20 protein-coding genes and 1 tRNA gene are annotated in these 20,262 nt (G+C 58.8%); 8 read left to right on the top strand and 13 right to left on the bottom strand.

The window, feature by feature from the left end; translation table 11 throughout:
• The first annotated feature begins 157 nt into the window (after positions 1-157).
• From H8B13_RS00980 to H8B13_RS00960, 5 genes are all read left to right on the top strand, one after another.
• Entirely contained in the window at positions 158-556 is a 399-nt protein-coding gene (locus H8B13_RS00980; RefSeq protein WP_187308967.1) for a hypothetical protein, read from the top strand.
• A gap of 87 nt (positions 557-643) precedes the next feature.
• Complete coding sequence (locus tag H8B13_RS00975) at positions 644-1,672, top strand: Atu2307/SP_0267 family LLM class monooxygenase (protein WP_187308966.1); 1,029 nt, start codon at positions 644-646, stop codon at positions 1,670-1,672.
• A gap of 146 nt (positions 1,673-1,818) precedes the next feature.
• Positions 1,819-3,324 carry an MFS transporter gene (locus H8B13_RS00970; RefSeq protein ID WP_187308965.1) on the top strand — a complete coding sequence of 502 codons (1,506 nt, stop codon included), beginning with the start codon at positions 1,819-1,821 and terminating at the stop codon, positions 3,322-3,324.
• 207 nt (positions 3,325-3,531) lie between these two features.
• Complete coding sequence (locus H8B13_RS00965; RefSeq protein WP_187308964.1) at positions 3,532-4,017, top strand: YybH family protein; 486 nt, start codon at positions 3,532-3,534, stop codon at positions 4,015-4,017.
• 183 nt (positions 4,018-4,200) lie between these two features.
• The gene (locus H8B13_RS00960; RefSeq protein WP_222841309.1) at positions 4,201-5,499 is read left to right on the top strand and encodes an MFS transporter; all 1,299 of its coding nucleotides are present in this window, start codon (positions 4,201-4,203) and stop codon (positions 5,497-5,499) included.
• A 113-nt stretch (positions 5,500-5,612) separates the two neighbouring features.
• Here H8B13_RS00960 and H8B13_RS00955 read toward each other — a convergent pair whose 3' ends face one another.
• The 11 genes from H8B13_RS00955 to H8B13_RS00905 form a co-directional block, all read right to left on the bottom strand.
• On the bottom strand, positions 5,613-6,284 hold the full coding sequence (locus H8B13_RS00955) for an SDR family NAD(P)-dependent oxidoreductase (RefSeq protein ID WP_187308963.1): 672 nt from the start codon (positions 6,282-6,284) through the stop codon (positions 5,613-5,615).
• 63 nt (positions 6,285-6,347) lie between these two features.
• Positions 6,348-7,025, bottom strand: a complete 678-nt coding sequence (locus H8B13_RS00950) for a hypothetical protein (protein ID WP_222841308.1) — start codon at positions 7,023-7,025, stop codon at positions 6,348-6,350.
• 68 nt (positions 7,026-7,093) lie between these two features.
• Positions 7,094-8,062 carry a zinc-binding alcohol dehydrogenase family protein gene (locus tag H8B13_RS00945; protein ID WP_187308962.1) on the bottom strand — a complete coding sequence of 323 codons (969 nt, stop codon included), beginning with the start codon at positions 8,060-8,062 and terminating at the stop codon, positions 7,094-7,096.
• Positions 8,063-8,168: 106 nt separating this feature from the next.
• Positions 8,169-8,558 carry a YybH family protein gene (locus tag H8B13_RS00940; RefSeq protein WP_187308961.1) on the bottom strand — a complete coding sequence of 130 codons (390 nt, stop codon included), beginning with the start codon at positions 8,556-8,558 and terminating at the stop codon, positions 8,169-8,171.
• A 7-nt stretch (positions 8,559-8,565) separates the two neighbouring features.
• Positions 8,566-9,060: a YybH family protein gene (locus H8B13_RS00935; protein WP_187308960.1), complete on the bottom strand. Its 495-nt coding sequence runs from the start codon at positions 9,058-9,060 to the stop codon at positions 8,566-8,568.
• A gap of 131 nt (positions 9,061-9,191) precedes the next feature.
• Entirely contained in the window at positions 9,192-9,767 is a 576-nt protein-coding gene (locus H8B13_RS00930; protein ID WP_187308959.1) for a PPC domain-containing DNA-binding protein, read from the bottom strand.
• A 4-nt stretch (positions 9,768-9,771) separates the two neighbouring features.
• On the bottom strand, positions 9,772-10,644 hold the full coding sequence (locus H8B13_RS00925) for an alpha/beta fold hydrolase (protein WP_261990175.1): 873 nt from the start codon (positions 10,642-10,644) through the stop codon (positions 9,772-9,774).
• Positions 10,645-10,734: 90 nt separating this feature from the next.
• Complete coding sequence (locus H8B13_RS00920) at positions 10,735-11,337, bottom strand: Crp/Fnr family transcriptional regulator (RefSeq protein WP_187308958.1); 603 nt, start codon at positions 11,335-11,337, stop codon at positions 10,735-10,737.
• Positions 11,338-11,411: 74 nt separating this feature from the next.
• Positions 11,412-11,552: a hypothetical protein gene (locus H8B13_RS00915; RefSeq protein ID WP_187308957.1), complete on the bottom strand. Its 141-nt coding sequence runs from the start codon at positions 11,550-11,552 to the stop codon at positions 11,412-11,414.
• A 637-nt stretch (positions 11,553-12,189) separates the two neighbouring features.
• Positions 12,190-13,566, bottom strand: coding sequence for a hypothetical protein (locus H8B13_RS00910; protein ID WP_187308956.1), 1,377 nt, complete (start codon positions 13,564-13,566; stop codon positions 12,190-12,192).
• Between the two features lie 782 nt (positions 13,567-14,348).
• Positions 14,349-14,948 (bottom strand): cadmium resistance transporter, encoded by a 600-nt coding sequence (locus tag H8B13_RS00905; protein ID WP_187308955.1) that lies wholly within the window; start codon positions 14,946-14,948, stop codon positions 14,349-14,351.
• 146 nt (positions 14,949-15,094) lie between these two features.
• Here H8B13_RS00905 and H8B13_RS00900 point away from each other — a divergent pair, with 146 nt between their 5' ends.
• A complete protein-coding gene (locus tag H8B13_RS00900) occupies positions 15,095-16,747 on the top strand; it encodes a DUF4041 domain-containing protein (protein ID WP_187308954.1) in 1,653 nt (550 codons plus the stop codon).
• 48 nt (positions 16,748-16,795) lie between these two features.
• Positions 16,796-17,803 carry a hypothetical protein gene (locus H8B13_RS00895; protein WP_187308953.1) on the top strand — a complete coding sequence of 336 codons (1,008 nt, stop codon included), beginning with the start codon at positions 16,796-16,798 and terminating at the stop codon, positions 17,801-17,803.
• A gap of 513 nt (positions 17,804-18,316) precedes the next feature.
• Here H8B13_RS00895 and H8B13_RS00890 read toward each other — a convergent pair.
• Positions 18,317-18,392, bottom strand: a tRNA-Lys gene (locus tag H8B13_RS00890).
• 77 nt (positions 18,393-18,469) lie between these two features.
• Between H8B13_RS00890 and H8B13_RS00885 the strand changes: the two genes are divergently transcribed.
• A complete protein-coding gene (locus tag H8B13_RS00885; protein ID WP_187308952.1) occupies positions 18,470-19,186 on the top strand; it encodes a hypothetical protein in 717 nt (238 codons plus the stop codon).
• Between the two features lie 171 nt (positions 19,187-19,357).
• On the opposite strand, the gene H8B13_RS00880 is transcribed toward H8B13_RS00885, so the two are convergent.
• Positions 19,358-20,164 carry an SDR family oxidoreductase gene (locus H8B13_RS00880; RefSeq protein WP_187308951.1) on the bottom strand — a complete coding sequence of 269 codons (807 nt, stop codon included), beginning with the start codon at positions 20,162-20,164 and terminating at the stop codon, positions 19,358-19,360.
• Positions 20,165-20,262 lie beyond the last annotated feature (98 nt).

Below are 20,262 nucleotides of genomic sequence, written 5' to 3'. Positions count from 1 at the left end.
GCCCGGCGTGGTTGGGCCTTAAGCGCCCGGCTTCCCCGGGAGCCGGGCGTTTTGTGGTAGAAGCGGTCTATAAAGTCGCTGGTTCCTAGGCATAGTCTGCCCCTTTTATCCATGGCCCCTGCCCGACAGGGTGACCACTTTGGAGCATCCGTACCTCATGAGGATTAAATATGTACTTGGCTTGGCCGGCGTTGCCTTACTGGTCTGGTTTATCGTAGATGCAATGAGGCAGCCGAGTCCGCAGGATTTGCCCGGCGAGTTTGAGCAGGTGGCCCTGTTTCGCAATGAGAACAATACCGGCCCCGTCGTGCGCCTCTACGCGGTAACCGTCGGCGACACGAGCCGCTGGCAGGAGATGGCGCAGTACGGCGCGCTTATGCCCTACACCAAGTACGGCACCACCAAGGTCTTCTTCTTTGCCAAAAGCGGGCCTTCCCCCACCCAGCTTCACCTGTCCCCGCCGCACTTTGTGCCCGCCTTTAACCGCTACTGTCTGGCTTCTTACGAGAAAGATGGGATGAGCAAGGTCACCTTCGTCAAACACCTGCTGCCCTAGCCCAGGCGTAGTAGAAAGCCAGCGGCAATCCAGCAAAGGAAGCCAGAGCTGGGCACGCACGACGAACCGTACATTTAAAATCCCCTAATGGAAGTTGGAATTGATAGTTTTGCCTCGCACCTGTTGCAAAATGGCGGCGACCTGCTCAGCGGCACCGAGGCCATGCGCCTGCTGCTGGAGCGCATCGAGCGGGCCGACCAGGTAGGGCTCGACATCTTCGGCATCGGTGAGCACCACCGGGCCGAGTACCTCGACTCGGCCCCAGCCGTCATCCTGGCCGCGGCCGCGGCCCGCACCCGGCGTATTCGCCTCACCAGCGCCGTTACCGTGCTTTCGGCGGCCGACCCAGTGCGCGTGTTTCAGGAGTTTGCCACCCTGGACCTCATCTCCCAGGGCCGGGCCGAGCTGGTGGTGGGCCGGGGCTCCTCCACCGAAGCCTTCCCACTTTTTGGCTACAACCTGCAGGATTACGATGAGCTGTTTGCCGAAAAGCTGGAGCTGCTGCTCGCCATTCGCGGCACCGAGAAAATCAGTTGGAAAGGCCAGTTCCGGCCGGCGCTGACGGGTCAGGGCGTGTACCCGCGCCCGGCGCAGGCGCAGCTGCCCATATGGCTGGGCGTGGGTGGCACGCCCGCCTCGTTCGTGCGGGCCGGCACGCTGGGCCTGCCCTTGATGGTGGCCATCATTGGGGGCGATACGCACCGCTTCCGCCCCCTGGTCGACCTCTACCGCGAGGCGGGCCGCCGGGCCGGGCACGCCCCCGAGCAGCTCCAAGTGGGCCTGCATTCGCTGGGCTACGTCGCCCCGACCACTAAAGAAGCGATGGATGGTTTCGCACCCGGCTACATCCAAACCTTCGGCCAGCGTGCCCGCGAGCGGGGTGGCTTTCCACCAACGCGGGGCCACGTGGAAGCACAGGCCGGCCCCCTGGGGGCGCTGCTGGTGGGCAGCCCCGAGGAGGTAGCGGCTAAGGTTTTGCGGCACAGCGAGGCGCTGGGTGGCATCGCACGGGTGACATTTCAGATGGATGTGGCCGTGCTTCCCCACGAGAAAATCCTGCAAGCGACTGAGTTGATTGGCAGCAGAATAGCGCCAGTGCTGCGCGAAGGCCGCTGACGAGAAGGCCTGCACTGCCTTTACGAAGTTGACTTACGGGCCTGCCAGGCCCGGGGGCGACCCGTGGTCCGGCCAAGCTATTTTGGCGCGTAGGAGCGAGTCGTCAGGCTCCACTGAACAGCGCCTGTTATCGTTTCCTGAACTTTATGCTTGCTTCACTGCCGGTCTTCCGGCCATGGGCTCCCACCTGGCTGGTGCGCGGGGCCCTTTTTTTGGGGCTGGCCCCGGGGTTTATCCTGCTGGGTCTTTACGCCGGCAACCTAGGGGAAGCGGCCGCTTACTTCGGCTTTAAGCTGACCGACCTGCAGTTCTCCATCCTGCTGTATTTCGTCGGCATCGTGGCCTACTTTCCGCTCGACGCCCGGGTCGGGTCCTACCTGCCGGTGCGGCGCTACTATTCGCTGGCCGTGGCGCTGATGCTGCTCAGCGTATGGTTGTGCACGCTTACGACCAGCTTGCCAGTTTTTCTGGCCTTGCGCTTCCTGCAGGGTATGCTGACCGTGGGCGTATGCAGCCCTTGCCTGGGCCTGATTTTCTCCCAGCTGGAGCCGGGGCGGTCCCGTCCGGTGGGCTTCAGCGTTTTCTACGGGACGCTGCTGTGCAGCACGCCCCTTACGACCATCATCGCCACCTACTCTCTCCAGCACTACAGCTTCTCGACACTGTTCTACGTGTTTGCGCTGCTGCAATTGCCCGGAGGTCTGTTGTTGTTTCTGCTGTTGACCAATAATCGGTTGCAGCCCCGCAAGCCGCTGTATCAGGTAGAATGGCTTAGTTTTGGGCTCTACGCCGCTTCGCTGGGCATCGGGGCCTATCTGGTGGTGTACCGGCAGTCACTCCAGTGGCTGGAGGACGGAAAGCCATGGCTGCTGCTAGGCATACTCGCGCTGCTGGCCGTCGTGTTCGTACGACGCCAACGCTTCCGCAAGCGCCCTTTTCTGCATCTGAGCGTATTTCGCTGTCGCCATTTCGTGCTCGGCTTGCTGCTGTTTATGGTGCTATACCTGGTGCGCAGTAGTGCGGCTGTGGCCTCCCTGTACTTTTGCCAGGTGCTGCGAGTTGACGCCCACCAGCTCGCCAGCCTACAAGTAGCCTTGCTGGTGGGCATTGTGGCAGGTGTAAGCGCGGCCCTGCGCCTCGTGCTGGCGGGCACTGCGCTACGCACGCTTATGCTCGTAGGCTTTGGACTGCTGCTGGTGCATCACGGCTGGCTGTACTCCCTGTTCGGCGCTCCGCATACCCCGGCCGAGTTCGTGCCGCCCCTGCTGGTGCAGGGCCTGGGCAATGGCTTCGTTTTCTTGCCGGTAGTGCTATTTACGCTCTCGCCCCTCTCGCCCCAACAGGTTCCGACAGGTGTTTCCTTGGCTGTGGGAGCCCGCTTCCTGGGTTTTGCCGCTTCCGTTGCGCTAACCAACTTTTTGCAGTCCTGGCTGCGCGCCACGTACGACGACCAGGTTGGCCTGGGCGTCGGGCCGGCCACTCCGCCGCTTGCTCCGCACTCCTTAAGCAGCGCGCAGGATACGCTAAGTCTGCTGCGATTTTCCACGGACTACTTCGCCCTCATTGGCTGCGTACTGGCCGGGCTGCTGCTCGTGCTGCTGCTGGTACCACCGCTGCACCGTCAGTACACTTTTCGGAACCACCGCCCCTGAGCATCTTACCCAACTTAATCATTGGGCAAGGTTTCCAAGGATGTTTACATGCGAAGTAGCTCCACGTCAAGCCTAAGGCAGAGATAATTCGCTTACGAGGTCTTAACCTAGATTAAGCCTATTTCTTACGATTGTTTAGGGGCGGCAGGGGGAGGCCCGCAGGACCTTTGTGCTAGTCAACACAACCCCATCTCTCACTACCAGACCATGAAGAATCCCCTGTTTGCCGCCGCACTTTTCCTGTCCCTTGGCGCTGTGCAAAGCCAGGCCAGCTCCCTGCCGGGTGAGCGGCCCGTTTCCGTCGTTGCTGCCGACAACGACAAAGCCGCCATTGAGAAAGTCATCACGGCATACCGCGATGCCCTGAAGGAAGCCAACGCCGGCAAGGTCGTGGCCCTCTACACCAAAGATGCCGTGCTGATGCCGCCCGGTGCCCCCACCGCCGTGGGCCAGGAGCAGGTGAAGGCCACGTACGAGTACGTATTTAACGCCATCAAGCTAGACATCAACTTCACCATCGACGACATCGCGGTAAACGGCAACAATGCCATTGTGCGTTCCACGTCGAAAGGCACCGCCGTGGTGAATGCCAACGGCCAGTCGGCCCCAGAAGAAAACCGCGAGCTGTTTGTTTTCCAGAAAGTGAGCGGCCAGTGGAAGATTGCCCGCTACATGTACAACAAAACAAAATAAGCGCCTCAACGCCCACAGCTACCCGGGAGCCCCCAATACGAAACGTTGACTTGCCCGTAATGGGAGGCGACTTTTTGTATTGGGGGTTTTTCCCGTGGCGCTGTAGGCCCATGCGTCTGAGAAGCACCCGTAACGACTCCAAACCGTTATTTTCCGTCCCCTCCTACCTCACTAACCAAGCCTGTGCACCCTACCCTAACCGACCAAGCGGAGCCCCGCGTCGTGCTTTCCCGCGCCTCCCTGCTGGTAGCCGCGTGCTCGACCATCATTGAGTGGTACGACTTCACGCTCTGCCTCTACTTCGCCACCGTGCTGTCGCGGGTGTTCTTTGGCCCGGGGGCCACGTCGCTGCTCACCGCCCTCGGCGGGTTTGCCGTCTCTTACCTGATGCGGCCGCTGGGCGCGCTGGTATTCGGGCACATCGGCGACCGGTACGGCCGGCGACGCATGCTGCTGCTGTCCATGGCCGTGATGACGGGGGCCATGCTCGTCACAGCCTTGTTGCCCACCCATGCCCAAATCGGGGCGGGGGCCGGGTGGCTGCTCTTGCTGCTACGGTGTTTGATGGCTTTCTCGGTGGGGGGCGAGTACACGGGAGTGGTGGCCTACCTGCTGGAAGGGGCCCGGCCCGGCCGACGCGGCCTGGTTACCTCCCTGGCCGCTGCCGCCAGCGAGGTGGGGGCTTTGCTGGCCGTGGGCGTGTGCGCCCTGCTGGTGTACGGGCTGCCGACGGCCAGCGTGGATACCTGGGGCTGGCGCCTGCCCTTCCTGCTGGGCGCGGTCCTGGCTGGCGGCGTCTGGCTGGCCCGTTCTACCATGCAGGAGTCGCCGGACTTCGAGCGGCAACAGGAGGCCGGCACGGTGCCCACCTCCCCCCTGCGCCACACGCTGCGCTACCACCGCCCCGCCATTTTGCGTACGTTCGCCATCTCGGCCCTGGGCTCGATTACTTACTATGTCGGCATTACGTATGTGCCAACATTCCTGGCCACTACCGGCCAGCGCGGCGAGGGTGAGGCGCTGGGGCTGTCGACCATTGCCGCCTTTGTCGTCATCCTGGTCACGCCCTTCGTCGGGCTCCTTTCCGACCGCCTGGGCCGCAAGCCCGTGCTGGCGGTGCTGGCCGGGGCCAGCGCCCTGCTGCCCATCACCCTGTTTTCCCTGATGCGCGGCGGCAGCACCCAGCAAGCTGTTTTGGGGGCCGTGGTGCTGGCCGCGGTGGCTGGGGGCGTCAGTGCGGTCGGGGCTGCCGCCACGGCCGAGCAATTCCCCGGCGAAGGCCGCCTGAGTGGGCTGGCCCTGGGAGCCACGGCGGCTACAGCCGTGTTCGGGGGGCTGACGCCCTTTTTGGCCGAGCTGCTCATCGCCCGCACGGGCTGGCCACTCGTACCTGGAGCCATGATTGCCTTGGTCGCGCTGCTGGTGCTGCCAGTCCTGCTCACCATGCCTGAGACTGCCTTCTCAGGCAAACGAACTACATAAGCTGACCGCGCTGCCTGGACTAAAAAAAGCCCCACTCCAACGTCTCTTCCAATAGCGAAAGAGCGGTTGGGGTGGGGCTTTTTAGCTCCTATAACCTTGGGGAAGCGGCCTGGCTAGGCTAGTAGACTATCGACTTCCACGTTCCAGAACTTGCCGCTCTCTGGCCGGGCCTGAATGCCCCGGAACAAGCCTGCGGCTGACTGCTCGGTGGTGAAGGGGGCGCTGTCGCCACCCATGCGGGTCTGCACCCAGCCCGGGTGCATGGGCGTGACCGAAATGCCACGCTCGGCCACGCGCTCGGCCAGGATGGCAGCGTACATGTTGATGGCGGCCTTGGAGATGCGGTAAGCGGGGCTGTCAGCGGCGGCGTGGCTCACCAGACCCATCTTGGAAGAAAGGAAGACAATCTGTCCCCCGTCTCGCACCAGCGGCAGCATGGGCTCGGTGAAGAGGATGGTGCCGTCCACGTTGGTGGCGAAGGTGTCGCGCAGGGCGGTACCTGTGGGAGTGATGGTGCCCAGGTCGGAGCCGACGCCGGCATTGTTTACCAACAGGTCAATGCTGGGCGCTAGCTGGCCAATCTGGGCCACGGCCTGCGCGATGCTGGCTTCGTCCGTAACGTCAAGTGAAATAACGGTGAGGTTGGGGTGGCTGAAATCAGCAATCTGACCTGAGCGGGACGTGCCGATAACGCGGTAGCCTTCGGCCAGTAGTTTATGGGTAAGGGCTAGGCCGATGCCGCTGTTAGCGCCGGTTAAAACGGCGGTTTTTGCTTGCGTGTTCATCAAATAAGGAGGTAGAAGAAGGTAAAAAATGAAGTGGGCTAGCCAGGCTAGTTATATAAGCTCTCAGGGAGTTGAGGTAATCTTTACATCGGAGAAAAAGCCTTCGGTGCCCACGTCAACCCACAGCCCGATGCCCCCGGCGGCATCAGGGCCGTGCTTTAAGTCGTTGACGAGCAGGACCGGCTGCTTGCTATCGTTGAGAAACAGTTGCGCCTGAGCCCCGCGCACCACCAGCCGTAGGCGTATCCACTCGTTGAGGCCCATATCGGCGTACGACTCGTAGGCGCCGGGTGCTTCCTGGCGCAGACGCTCGAACTTGTAGTCAGGAAACGAGAAGTATTGCACCGCGTGATTGCGCTGCAACTGGTTGTCGGCGCGGCCGTTGGCTGGGCGGATGTAGACGCCTTCAAATTGCGAATTGGACTCATTTATTCGAAAGGCGAGGCCGATAAAGCCCCGGGCCAGCGCTGGGGCATCGGGCAGCAGACGGCTCAGCACCTTCACTTCTATGGTGCCGTTGTGAAATTGGCTGCCGACAAGGCGGGCAAACGTAGGCTCATCAACCGCGGTGACAGTGGGGCTTTTGGTGACTTTTTGCACCGTTTTGCCCCCCAGTTTTTCGCGGGAGGTAGCCACATTTACCGGCTCGAAGTGGTCGGCAACCAGAGTCGGGCGCGAACTGCCGCAACCAAGCAGGCCCATCAAACTCAGGGTGAGTAACGACAAGAAGGATTTGGACATGGGCGAAAGACGTTAATAACCATGAACGTGAGCAAAAGCCAGCCCCCAGTCGCGGGCGCGGGAGGGCGTTAAGTAACCACGACAATCTTCCCCCCGGCCGCATTGCTTTCCATGAGCTGATGCGCCTCGGTAATCTGGTCGAGCAAATAGGTGGGCCCGGTACCGAGCTGCACGTGGCCGGCTTCCACCGAATCAATAAAGGTTTGGAGGGCGGCCGCGGGAGCCGTAATCTGGCCGCTGTCATAGACCGTCAGGCTCACGGTGGCCGGAATAAACTCCATGGGTGCAAAGTTCGGAATCGACCAGCTCTCGGAGAGCATACCCGTCATGCAGCCGACACCACCGGGCTTGAGGCAGGCAAGCGAATCCTGCAGGGTGGTGGCACCCACAAGCTCCAGCACCTTGTCCACGCCCTTGGGACAGAGCGCCCGTACCTGGTCGCGGAGCTGGCCCTCGTCCACGAGCACGTGCGTGGCGCCGTTGGTGGTGAGCAGGCTGGCCCGGGCCGCGCTGCGCGTGGTAGCCAGCACCGTCAAGCCGGCGTGGCGGGCCAGTTGTGCGGCCAGCAGCCCCACCGACGAGGTGCCGCCCCGAATGAGCAGGGTCTCACCGGCCTGGATTTTCAGGGCCAGGTGCAACGAGCCGTGCACGGTCTGGAACATTTCGGGAATGGCCCCGAGCTGCGCCCAGGGCAGCGGGCTGCGGAACGGGTACAGGACGCTTTTGGGCACCACCGTATACTCGGCGTAGCTCCCGTCATAGTCGCGACCCATGCCGCCCATCAGGGCCGCCACCTGCTGCCCGGCCGCGTACTCACCCGTGGGGTCCTCCACGACTTCACCCACGCATTCGATGCCCAGCACCCGTGGAAACTGCACCCCCGGCGAGAGGCCCTTGCGGGTCATCAGCTCGGAGCGGTTCAGCCCGAAGGCGCGCACCCGCAGCAGCACCTGACCTAGTTGGGGAGTGGGCACGGGGCGCTCGATGAGCTGAAACTGGTCGGCACCGCCGGGGTGGGGCAAAACGGCTGCTTTCATCGGAATGGGGTAATGGTCAGCTAATGGGGCGGTGCAGGCTTGTTGCCAGCATACGTTGGCGAAGGAGAAGTGGCGCTAAACGTGTGCTGGCAGCAATTAGCGCTGCTTAAGCGACCTGTACGCTGTTGAAGATGTAGCAAAAGATTTTCCAGCCCTGCTCCTGCTGCCGCAGCACGAAGAAATCCCGACTGCGGCGTACTTGCGGATGAGCGTTGCCTTTAGTGGTACGGGTGTGAGCCGTGGCCTGCACAAAGGCGTAGGAGCCATCCACTGCTACGGATTCTACCGCGAAGTCGATATCAAAGCCTGCCTTGGCAAAGAAGGCGGCTCCCCTGGCGGAGAGTGCACTGGCCGGAATCGTCTGGACACCGTTGGGCATACATACGCCGTCGGGGGTGTAGAACGAGGACAAAGCAGTGGTATCGGCCGAATTCAAGGCTTGGGCGTACTGTGCCAGGAGTTGCTCGGCAGCTAGTGCTTCCAGTTGCGTGGACATGGTGAACTTACTGGGGCTGGTTGAAGATGTAGCGGGCAATTTTCCACTGGCCGCCTTCCTTCGCGAACACCCACTGCTCGCGGAAGCTCACCTGCGAGGTCGGGCCGGAGGGCTTAACCACCTGCGTGCCGCTGGACGTGGACGTGGCAAAGGCGTAGTCGGCATTCACCACCGTGATTTGGGCCGGGGTGAAGGCGAGGGTGAGCGTCACGGCGCTGAACAGGCCATTAAAGGCGGCCCGCACCTGGGTCTGGCCCGTGGCGGTCGGCGAGCCAGGAGCCGCAAACACACCGTCCGTGGCGAAAAGCGTCGTTACAGTAGCGGCATTTGAAGCGTTAAGCGCCGTACCGTAGTTGGTGAGCAGCTGCTGAATGGCGGTTTGCTCGGCGGCAGTGTCCACGGCGGGCGTGGCAACCATATCGTCGTCCTTGTCGCAGGACAGGAGAGCTGGCGTCAAAGCGAGAGCCAGGAAAAAGAGGCGAAATACGTTGGGGAGGTTCATAAAAAAGTGGGTAAAAGGGGTGAAAACGAACTAGTGAAAGTGGAATGGTGAGAAGCGAGCGGCGCACGGCAAGCCAGCACCGAGGCAAAACCTGGGGTTATTGACTGCCGGAGGCCGAAGCCGCTTAGGAGTTATTTTGTCAGGTCCGGGTCAATCAGGTTGGCGTCGAACTCGGCGTTGTGCTGTTTGTAGAGCGGGGTGGGCTCCACGGTCACGTACAGCTCCACGGTAGGGCCGGAAATCAGCTCGAACAGGTGGCCCCCGTGCAACAGGCCGTCGAAGGTGGCCAGACTAACGTGGGTATGCGCGACCGGCTTGCCGCCCACCAGGGTAATGTTGCCGGTCAGCGACGCCACCTCGACGGGCTCCGCGAAGGGGATGACTTTGAACTGCTTGCGCTCGTAGTCATAGACCCCAATCTTGGCCGACAGGGCATCCCCAATGGCTTGGTAATGGGCGTTTTTGACGTGATACTGCTGGGCGAACTTGGTCAGGCCCGCCACGATTTCGTCGCCCTTAGCGAAGACCAGAATGTAGGTTTTGGTTTGCCCGCTGGTGCTGAGGAGCTTCGTTTTAACCCCGGGCGCTTTGCTCAGGTCCATGGGCTTGGCTGTCGAGGTGCCGATATACTCCTGAGCCTGGGCCGAAAGCCCGGCGCGGAGCAGCAACAAGAGGGCTGCCGTCAGTACTTTGAGGTGCTGGTTCATGAGCTTATTGATTAAGAAAGGGCACGATGCTGTACCACACCGCCTCGAAGTTGACCAGGAAGGCCGGGTGCGGGGCGTTGGGGATGATGGCCAGTTGACTGCGGGGAATCAACTGCGCGGTGTTAAGCGCGTGCTGTACCGACACGCCCTCGTCCCGGTCCCCGGCGATGAGCAGCACGGGGCAGCGGATGGCTCCCAGCACAGCTTTGTCCACGGTCAGGTGGTTGTAGAAGTCCGCCACTTTGGTGAAGTGCTCGGCCAGCCGCTGCGGCTGGGGCATCAGGGCCAACTGCTGGCGCATGTAGGCGCTGTCCAGGACAAAGCCCTGCTGGGGGGTAAACTCGAATTTGCGCATGCCGGGGTACAGCTCGCTGGCCCCCATGACAATGAGCTTGCGGACCCGCTCGGGGTATAGGCTAGCCAGTTTGAGGCCGGCGAAGCCCCCGTCGCTGAAGCCTAGCACGATGGCGCTGTCGCGGGTCACGGCCTTGAGCACCGCGACCACATCGGTGGCCCGCTGTTCGTAGGTAAGGGGCGCGGTGCCCAACTCCGACTTGCCGTGGCCCCGGGTGGAAACCGCAATGACCTGGTACGTGCGGGAGAGGCTGTCAATAAAGCGGCCCATCTCGTAGGTCGAGCCGTAGATGCCACCGTGCAGCAGCACGAAGGGCCGGCCCTTGCCGTACACCTCGTAATAGATTTTAGCGTCGCCGGCCTGGGCGTAGTGCCCGGCCTTGGGGTTGTTGCCGTACTGAACGGCTCCCTTCGGCGAGGGGGCAGCCTGCAGGAAGGCCCGCAGGGGCTTCGCCGGCCGCTGCTGGCCGAAAGCGGTGGAAGTGAAAAGGAGAAATAAGACGAGAAGGTGCCGAGTCATCATTGCATCGTTTGAACAATGCAAAGGTCCGGCAATAGGTCAGGCCCCGCCCCTAAACAATCGTAAGAAATAGTCTTAAACTAGGTTAAGCCTTCAGACCTTGGTGACCCGGTCCTTGCGGATTTTACTCAGGAATTCCGGGGTAATGCCCAGGTAGGAGGCAATCTGTGTATTGGGCAGTCGATTGGCTAAATGGGGGTGCTGGTCCAGGAAATTCTGGTAGCGCTCCTCAGCATTGGCGCTGATGCTTTGCAGGATGCGGTTCTGCAGCGCGATGTAGCCCCGCTCCACGAGGATGCGGAAATTGCGGTCAAACTTGTGGAAGTGGGTAAACAGGTCCAGCAGGTCCGCGTGCTTGATTTGTAGCACCAGCGCGGGCTCCAGCGCCTCGATGTAGACGCCGCTCGGCTTCTGGGCATAAAAGCTAGCCAGGTCGGTCACCCACTCGTTCTCTACCGCAAACTGCAGGATGTGCTCTTTGCCGCTTTGGTCGACGGCGTACAGCTTAAAGCAGCCCCTCACTACGAAGGAGGCATACTGGCAAATCTCGTCCTGCTGCAGAAGGAAGGCCCGGCGCTTAATCGAGCGTTCTGTGAAACGCGACGCTAACGCCTGTTCTTCTTTCTCTGTCAGGGGAAAGTAGTCGTTTTTGAAATAGGCGCTGAGAGCGGCTAGGGAGGTCGCTTGAGGCTGCATAGGGGAATCTTACTGATAAGCTTGACGCGGCTTTGCAGAGAGTACGACAGCAACAAGGAAGTGGATAGAGTCGGCTAGTAGATAATCCCTGCCACTCGGTAGAGGCCCTGGCCTACCACGAACTGGACTGGACCACAGAGCCCATCATCAGCATCCTCGGCTACGAGCAACTGCACCGGCAGTTGCCGTTGCAGGGCCACGCGCTGCTGCGGCAAGCCAGCTGCACCGGGCTGGGGCCGAAATATCAGGCAGCAAATGGGGCAGCTTGGACGGGGCCGTCGAGCCCGGGTGGCGGACCGCCCGACAGGTGCAGAATGTGGTGGAGCCGCCAGCGCACGGATATAGGACCGACTCAGTAGTGGCCAAACTAGGTGTCACCGCCTACCCTGAAAGGTGTGAGCGCGTGCATATAAAACAGGGAATTACCCTGTACCGAAACGCCCCTAAACTGTACCTTTTGAGTACCTACGGAGCCCTTTATTGTACCTTTTGAGTACTTGCCCGTTTATCACCCTTCGGCCCTAGCAGCCAGCCCTACAGGAATTTTGACACCTACCCCCTCCCCTGGGCCCCGTATCCCTCTCTTTTCGATAAAAATACCCCCCCCTATTGAGAACGGGGGGGGTACAGAGGAATCATGGCTCTATTTTTTTGAGCTGATTTTCGGAAATTATGCCGACTCCGAACCAAGGGACCCACTGCCCTACTAAAAACTCTAGCGGTGAAAATTCCGCCACGTAGGCAGGGTTGTCCTGACTTCCTCATCGCAGGAGGTGAGCATATGGTAGCAAAAGGCAGGAAATTACCGGCCCCTTGAGGAGCTCGGGGTGGCGTCCCTAGCCCCAACTCGGCTTAGCTCTTCTGCTTTAATTTCAACTTGAGATTTAATTTCCGGAGTTCCTGCTCGACGAGGGCGCGTGCTCTTTTCTCATCTTGCCGGCGCACCAGCAGGGCGTCATGAATTGTCACCACCTGGCTGATTCCGGCTTCTAGAACGCTTTTGACGAGCACGGTGTAAATGAGATTGCTCTCGATGCGCTGGGCCAGCAGGCAGTTATTAGAATGGGGCTCCCCACGGTTTATCGCCGACCAGTCCAGGGCCTTGAGCTGGCGGAACAGACTGTGCACCGCCGGAAATTCTTTTTTGAATATTAGGTAGCACCGAAGGCCGTGGAGGCGCTCCTCGCATTTTTGGATAGCTTGCTCATCTTGGTCGAATTGAAGGACCTCATGTAGCTCACCGGATAGGTGTGCCAAGGTTTCTGTCTCCAGGTACTCGTAATCTGAGAAGGAGCCCGCGTAGAATACGTCCTTGGCATCATCCCGGGTCAGAGGCTTTCGCAGGTGCTCCCCGTAGGTTTCATTAAAGCTCTTTTGAAGCGTCTCATAGATGGTTTTATCAAAACAGAGCTGTTGGTACCGTTGATAGTTTTCGTCGCCCTGTACGGCTTTAAACAGCGGAATTGCAGCCTTGCACTCCGGGGCGAATCGCTTGATAAGGGCGGGGGTAATAGAGGCCAGGATGGCCGGCTGGGAATTCACCAGGTCAATTTCAACCAGGGGAGAATCGTCGTCAGGGAAGCGCAGATACGGCCGCAGGAGCCGTGGCAGGTTCACGACCCGCGAGTGCACGCGGTGACCGAACAAGTCGATAGGAACCTCGTTGAAGGGGCTGTAATTAAACAGTTCAAGGAAATTTTCCGCGGGCTCCCGTACTCGCCCCTCCAGCCCTAAGCTATCCACCGCCTGCCGGGATTCCGGCGAGTCCAGGAGCACCATGGTTTTCATCTGCTCCCGCACGTAGAGCCGGTAGGTTTCGGTGATGGCGGTCACCCGGTTCTCGATGGCGGCGAATTTGTTTTGGTCGGCCTTGCCCAGTCGCTGCTGGATGATTTTATACTTCTTGTCTTCCCCCAGTAGCGCGGCGGGTATCCGGAATTGCTTGGACTTACCGGTCATCCCGTAGATGGGCGGCGTATAAGCGCCTTTTTCCTTGACCTCGCCGGTGTGTTCGCTGACCGCCAACCGCTCCAGGTAGCCCCGCTCTAGGAGAATATCCAGGCATTTGGTGTAGGAGTTGCCTAGGAAGGAGCGCACAACGTCACTGTGGACCTGGCGGTAGTCGGCCCCGAAATTATTGCCACCGACGCCAAAGCCGCCAGCAATCAGGTAGCTATACAGGTAGCAGACCCCGGTCGTTATTTTTGATGTTCCTGGTTTGCCGGTCAAGGCTACGTTCAGGTCGTTAATATTTAAATGAGGGGGAAGAAATAGCCATTTGCTACCCCTTCCAGCTTTACTTACAGGCACTACTACACTCGCATGGGTGAGGGCCGAGCCCTCCGCACTCTTATCTGTATTCGGGGCTAGACCCTGACCGTGGCGTTAGGCGGTAGGAACGTCGAGGAAGCAACGCAACGAAAAGCTCCCCGACACCGGCACTCATTTAGGTCAGTGTGCGCGACCATGGCGATAAGAGAGGCAGACACCCCTCACCTCTAAACATACCATAACGAGGAGCTAGATGGTAATAGCTAGGGTAAATAGTTTCAGCTACTCTCGTGGGAGCCCGCTCAATGGAGCGGGTTAAAGGCCGGTTGAATGAGTCCCCCATACTCCTATAAATGACCTAACTTCTTATTAATTTTAACCTACAAAAAAGTGCGTTTACAGCTCCTGAGCAAGGTTTTTACCTAATTTGGGGCACACATGGTATATGAAACCCTCGGTGAGGATAGCGAAGCTATCCGTTGCGCGGTTAGCAGAGCGGAGCGAGTGCGTACAACTTCGTCGTTGCTTTATTACCAGGGAACCGTACTCCCTGAGGAATACTAGATGTGTATAAAAAGAATAAGAAGAAATACCTTATTACTACTACACGCATAGGTAGGGAACGTCGCCAATGCGCAAGCGTCATGGAGCGTAGCGTAATAAAGCGAAGAGTGACCGCAGAACATTAACCTCTAGCCAAACTGGTCGTTGCTAGTCAGTGACCAACGAGCTGTTGCACATTACAGCACCAAGGTGTAAGCTTGGGTCTCAAAGAGTATCCAGCCGCCCAGGGCAATGAGAAAGAAGGGTAAGATGATGTGGCCGTAGTGGATTAGGACCCGGTTGAGGGCAGGGTACTGCACGAGGTAAAAACTCACTAGGCACCACGCGCCCACCATCACCGCAAACACGCCGCAGTACAGGCCCACGGCTACAGCCGGCAAGGTGGCAAACAGGGGAATGTAGATGCTGACGTTGTCGGCTCCGTTGGCAACAGTGATGGCGGCCACCTGCAGCACAGTGGAGCCAGGTTTAACTTCCTTTGGCGCCGGCCCCTCGGTCTCAGACGCGGCATGCAATCGCCAGGCCGCGCGCAGGCCCAATCCGATGGGTATAAGGCCGAGCCACCCAATCATCTGGGGGTTGCCCCATTGGCCCAGCAGGAGCCCCAGCAGGCTGACCCCGACCAGCACCGCCACCCCAAGGAACTGGCCCGCCACGACCGAGCGGGCCGGGAAGCGCGGGTTGCTAAAAAACAGGCTTAGTAGGACTAAATCATCAACATTGGTGACGGCGAAAGTCGCCAGGGCGAGGCCCACATGGCCTATGAATCCATCCATAGCGTTAAACTAAGCACCAACAGAGGGAACAGGCCTTTTCGGCAGATGTTGTAAAAAAATAATACAAAGTGAGGTTGTAGAGAATGATAATCCGGGGCAGTATAGCATATTGCAGATAATTGCTTTATCCTTACTTATCTCCTTTGATGACTATAGCTCTACTACTATTACTGCTCGGTGCGCTGATTCTGCTTCTGGTACTAGGTTTAAAAATTAAATCCAAAAATCAAGACCTAGCCCAGGCTCGGGTAGAACAAGAGCAGCGCTCGGCAACAGCCGCCACCCGCGAAGCACAACTGCTCCAGGAAGTGGACCAGCTCAGCCAGTATCGCGCCATCCTTGATGCTGACGAACACGCCCGCCAGATACGGGCCGCCGCGGACCGGGAAGCAGCCACCCTCCTCGCTCGTGCCCAAAGCGAGGCCACGGAGTTGCGGGCCGCCGCGGCGCAGGAGCTTCAGCAAGCGCGCAGCGAAGGCAAAGCCATCCGTGACGAGGCCGGCTTGAAAGCCCGCATCCTGCAAACCCAAGCGGACGGAAAACTGCTCGACGCCACCCAGGAGGCGGCCCGGATTGTGGGCTCCGCTAATCAACGGGCGGAAGAAATAGCTGGGGAGGCCCTAGCTGCCGTCCGCAATGCCAACGGCCTCGAAAAGACCATCCAAGCCCTTAAAAATGTCATTGGGGGTTACGGGGACCAGTACCTGCTGCCCTCCTATTCGCTGCTGGACGAATTAGCCGATGAATTCGGCCACGCCCAGGCTGGGGCCGAGTTGAAAAAAGCGCGGGAGCGGACCCGCCTGATGGTGAGCAGCCGCCTGGCCGCCCAGTGTGACTACGTAGAAGCCGTGCGCAGCGTCAGTGCTGTTAACTTCGTGACCGATGCCTTCAACGGCAAAGTCGATACCATCCTGGCCAGTGTCAAGCACGATAACTACGGCACCCTGGCGCAACAAATGAAGGATGCTTACGCCCTGGTGAATAACCTAGGCAAGCCCTTCAAGGAGGCCCGCATTACCCCCGACTACCTGCAGGCCCGCCTGGAAGAGTTGCGCTGGGCCACGGTGGCCCACGAATTAAAGCTCAAGGAACGGGAGGAGCAACGGCTCATTAAGGAGCAGATTCGAGAAGAGGAAAAGGCCCGGCGCGACTTCGAGAAAGCGCAGCGCGAGGCGGCGAAGCAGGAAGATACTATTCAGAAAGCCATCGACAAGGTACAGCAGCAAGCCACCAAGGCTTCGGCGGAGCAGCGGGCGGCGTTTGAAGAGCAGTTACGGGAGCTGGAGGCACGGCTCCACGTGGCCCAGGAGAAAAACCAAAGGGCGCTGTCCATGGCACAGCAAACCAAGTCGGGTCACGTCTATATCATCTCTAACGTTGGCTCGTTTGGAGAGCACGTTTACAAAATCGGCATGACCCGGCGCCTGGAGCCCCTGGACCGGGTGCGCGAGTTGGGTGACGCGTCCGTGCCCTTCGAGTTCGACGTACACGCCCTGCTATTCAGCGATGATGCGCCCTCCCTGGAGCGGGCGCTGCACCGGCACTTCCTGCGCAACCAAATCAACAAGGCGAACCCGCGCAAAGAATTCTTTCGGGTGGAGCTAGCGCAGATTCGCACCGAGATTGAACGCCTCGGCATCGAGACCAAGTGGACGCTGTCGGCGGCGGCCCGCGAATACCACGAGAGCCTGGCGATTGAGCAGGCCCTCGCCAACAACACCATCGACCGGGGCGAGTGGGAGAAATTCCAACTGGAAAACGCTCCCACCGAGCTGGAAGCTGAAGAACAAGAGCTGTAAGCTACCCTGCTCTCAAGATACTTTTACTAATTTTAAATTATCCGAATTATGAGTTGGAAAGGAGCCGCGCGCTCATTTGTCGCCACTACTCGGCGCATTGAGCGTGACCAACAGCGCCGGGGCCGAGTCGCTGCGCAACAGTTTAAGCAGCTGCAAAAGGAGGAGGCGATTACGAACGCGACCCAGGCGGTAGCTAACTACAACGAGTACCTTGGGGTGATTAAGTCCGTCCACCACGACTGCAACGACCCCATAGATTGGGTGACCATTCAGCGGGAGCCCACCCCAGTGCCCCCCCTACCCAGCACTGAGCACGAGCAGAAAGCGCAACTTGCTCTTGATACGTACCAACCGGGCTTTTTCGACCGTCTATTTAAACGTGGCCCTGGTAAGGTCAAGCGCATGACCGAGGCTGTAGGAACCGCTCGGCAGCAGGACCAGCAGTTGACCGCCGAGCGCCAGGCCGAGCATGCTCGTCAGCTCACCGCCTGGCAGGACCGTCAGGACCTTACCCGCCAGGTTCTAGCTAAAGACTCTGACGTATATTCCCAGGTGCTGGAGATTTTCACTCCATTCGAAGGCATCAGGCAGCTTGGCTCTCGCCTTGAGTTTACCTTCACCGCTGACCACATTGAAGTCGATGTGCACGTAGGGACGGCCGAAGTAATCCCTGATTTTGTCGTCACCCAACTGGCCAGCGGCAAGCTCTCCCGCAAGACGTTGCCCATTAGCAAATTCAATGAGCTCTATCAAGATTATGTGTGTGGCTGCCTGCTCCGCGTCGCGCGCGAAGTCCAGGCGCACCTGCCCGTCAGCCAAGTAGTAGTGCACGCCCTGACCAAGCAGCTCAACCCCGCCACTGGACTTATTGAGAATCAGGTTATCGCTTCGGCTGCTATGCCCCGGGACACGCTCGCTCAGCTCAATTTCACCGCATTGGACCCATCTGACTCCATGCGCAACTTTAACCACACAATGAAGTTCACGAAAACGGGCGGCTTTCAGGCTGTAGACCGCGTGGGTCTCGCGGCCCCAATACAAAATCGTAAAAAATAATCTGAGATACGCCGCTGATGTTCAGGCAGAATCTCTAGGAGCCCAGCCCTGCCGGACTTTCTAAGTCCGTTTGCACACCTAGAATCTATTAGTACTGCTGACAAAGTTCTTGCGGGGCTGAACAACAGTTTTCCAGATTCGCCAAAAGTGAAGGCGGCTCCCTTAAGTTCTGAACCCGTGAAGGGTCCTAGTAAAACACCACGAATGAAGCGTAAGTAGCATGAGAGGCCCCACCGAATATATATGGGGCTTGTTTTTCGCCTTCTAAGGACTCTCTATGCGACACAAGGCATCAAGGCAACGTATTTACCCTAATGAGACGTGTGGCGTACTCCCTGGGTGAAGTAAAAGCCACAATCCTCCTCTCTCAACGCATTTGGTCCAAACAAAGTAGTCCTATTGGTCCAAACATTTGACTATTTTGTTTGGACCAATAGGAGCTTACAGGAGCCATTATACTGTGTAACTAATTGATAGACAACAAAAAAGACACCCTTGTGAGGTGTCTTTATGTGGTGATCCCGCTGGGATTCGAACCCAGGACCCATACATTAAAAGTGTATTGCTCTACCAGCTGAGCTACAGAATCGTTTATTTGCAACAGGAAAGCGCCTTCCTTGATTGCGGGTACAAAAGTAGAGGGCCGTCCCTTAACCACCAAACGTTTTGCTAAAAAAGCTGCATCTTTTTTTTCTTTTCTGGGCAATTTTCAGCCAACCTGTTCTGGGCCAAAAGAATAGCTTAGCTCTTACTAAAGCAGATTCTCTGTTTGAAGCGAAAGCTTATCGGCAAGCTTATCCCTTATATCGCCAAGTATTGCGGCAGGAGCAGTTGGTCTCGACGCGCTTGCTGCTGCGTATGGCTTACATCCAGGAAGGCTTGGATCATTACCCGGCCGCGCTTTACTATCTAAGCCTTGCCCAAGCACATCAGCCGCGGGCGGCTACTTGGCGCAAAATGGCGGAACTAGCCCAGAATTATCGGCTTACTGGTTATATGAACACCTGGCAACAGCAACTGCTCATCACTGTTCGACGATACTACTACCGCATTCTACAGGCATTATTGGTGGGCGCGGTCATAGGCGGCACACTGCTTTTGGTGCGGCATCGCCAGACGGGCGCTAGCTGGTGGGCAGTCTACGCTGCCTATTTAGGGTTAACGGTTGTGTACCTGAATACATTTGGGCCAGAGAAAGTGGGTATCGTATCCAAATCCGCGGCGGCACTGATGGGTGCTCCTAGTCCCGGGGCTGCTTGGCTAACCACTGCCGCCGCTGGCGACCGACTAGTGGTAGTAGGCCAGCGTGACATCTGGTACGAAGTTCAATGGCGCGGGCAGTCAGCTTACATCAGGCGCCATGATTTGATTCTCGTACAATAAAAAAGCCCCCCAGTCACTGTGAGATAAGGCTAGGGGCTTTTTATTTTTGCGCGTCATGCCGAACGGGGCGAAGCATCTCGCGTGTTTAGCGGGATTAGTACTCCAGCAACAGCACGCGAGATGCTTCGCTTCCGCTCTGTATGAGGTTCTTGTTTATTTTAACTAGTGCTATTATTTCACCGGCGAACCTTCCTCTTTGCGAAAGTGATTGAGCACTAGCTTATCCGTGAGGCCAGGAAGCCATTTATTCAGGAAAACCGTCAGCTTGCCTTGGCCCGTGAGCACGAGGTCGCGGCGGCGCTGCTGCACGGCGCGCAACAGGTGGCCGGCTACTTCTTCGCTGCTCATCATCTGGCCTTCGTCGCGGGGCGATTCACCTTGGGCGGAGCCGTCGGCAGCCAGAGCCGTCTGACGAATGTTGGAGGCGGTGAAGCCGGGGCAGGCTACTAATACGTGTACACCTTGAGGGAGCAACTCGGTGCGCAGAGCCTCTAAGAAACCTTGCATCGCAAATTTGGAGGCTGAGTAGCCTGTGCGACCGGGCAGCCCACGGTAACCGGCGATGCTGGAGATGCCCACAATGGAGCCTTTGGCGGCTAGAATATGGGGTAAGGCAAACTTGGTGGTGAAGACGGTACCAAAGAAGTTGGTCTGCATCAGGCGCTTAATTACCTCCAAATCAGCATCCTGAAATAAGGCTCGCATAGAAATTCCGGCGTTGTTGATCAGCACATCCAGGCGGCCGAAAGCAGCTACGGTTTCCTCGACGGCGCGGGCTGAATCAGCTTCTACGCCAACGTCGGCGCGCACGGTGCGGTGCTGAATGCCGAGTTGGGTGAGTTGCTGGGCGGTTTCGGCGAGCTTGGCTTCGTCGCGGCCCGTGACGACGACACGGGCGCCGGCTTGCCCAAATACCACGGCGCAGGCCCGGCCGATGCCTGAGGTTCCGCCCGTGATGAGCACTACTTTATCTTTCATATGAAGTTGTTCAAGCAGAAGCAGGCTCATGACTTTGCAGCCCGCTGGAAGCAAAACTACAGTTTTTGCAGCGCCGCGGGGGGCTTTTTCGAAAGCTC

Origin of the sequence: Hymenobacter sp. BT188, from assembly GCF_014333585.1 — a bacterium.
Classification (GTDB): Bacteria; Bacteroidota; Bacteroidia; order Cytophagales; family Hymenobacteraceae; genus Hymenobacter.
The sequence above is the reverse complement of the archived record's forward strand: the minus strand, read 5'-3'. Positions and strand labels throughout refer to the sequence as shown.

Excerpts from the sequence above, each read along its gene's own strand:
- H8B13_RS00980 (WP_187308967.1), top strand. The coding sequence starts at position 158 with ATGAGGATTAAATATGTACTTGGCTTGGCCGGCGTTGCCTTACTGGTC.
- H8B13_RS00975 (WP_187308966.1), top strand. The coding sequence starts at position 644 with ATGGAAGTTGGAATTGATAGTTTTGCCTCGCACCTGTTGCAAAATGGC.
- H8B13_RS00970 (WP_187308965.1), top strand. The coding sequence starts at position 1,819 with ATGCTTGCTTCACTGCCGGTCTTCCGGCCATGGGCTCCCACCTGGCTG.
- H8B13_RS00965 (WP_187308964.1), top strand. The coding sequence starts at position 3,532 with ATGAAGAATCCCCTGTTTGCCGCCGCACTTTTCCTGTCCCTTGGCGCT.
- H8B13_RS00955 (WP_187308963.1), bottom strand. The coding sequence starts at position 6,284 with ATGAACACGCAAGCAAAAACCGCCGTTTTAACCGGCGCTAACAGCGGC.
- H8B13_RS00950 (WP_222841308.1), bottom strand. The coding sequence starts at position 7,025 with ATGTCCAAATCCTTCTTGTCGTTACTCACCCTGAGTTTGATGGGCCTG.
- H8B13_RS00945 (WP_187308962.1), bottom strand. The coding sequence starts at position 8,062 with ATGAAAGCAGCCGTTTTGCCCCACCCCGGCGGTGCCGACCAGTTTCAG.
- H8B13_RS00940 (WP_187308961.1), bottom strand. The coding sequence starts at position 8,558 with ATGTCCACGCAACTGGAAGCACTAGCTGCCGAGCAACTCCTGGCACAG.
- H8B13_RS00935 (WP_187308960.1), bottom strand. The coding sequence starts at position 9,060 with ATGAACCTCCCCAACGTATTTCGCCTCTTTTTCCTGGCTCTCGCTTTG.
- H8B13_RS00930 (WP_187308959.1), bottom strand. The coding sequence starts at position 9,767 with ATGAACCAGCACCTCAAAGTACTGACGGCAGCCCTCTTGTTGCTGCTC.
- H8B13_RS00925 (WP_261990175.1), bottom strand. The coding sequence starts at position 10,644 with ATGATGACTCGGCACCTTCTCGTCTTATTTCTCCTTTTCACTTCCACC.
- H8B13_RS00920 (WP_187308958.1), bottom strand. The coding sequence starts at position 11,337 with ATGCAGCCTCAAGCGACCTCCCTAGCCGCTCTCAGCGCCTATTTCAAA.
- H8B13_RS00905 (WP_187308955.1), bottom strand. The coding sequence starts at position 14,948 with ATGGATGGATTCATAGGCCATGTGGGCCTCGCCCTGGCGACTTTCGCC.
- H8B13_RS00900 (WP_187308954.1), top strand. The coding sequence starts at position 15,095 with ATGACTATAGCTCTACTACTATTACTGCTCGGTGCGCTGATTCTGCTT.
- H8B13_RS00895 (WP_187308953.1), top strand. The coding sequence starts at position 16,796 with ATGAGTTGGAAAGGAGCCGCGCGCTCATTTGTCGCCACTACTCGGCGC.
- H8B13_RS00880 (WP_187308951.1), bottom strand. The coding sequence starts at position 20,164 with ATGAAAGATAAAGTAGTGCTCATCACGGGCGGAACCTCAGGCATCGGC.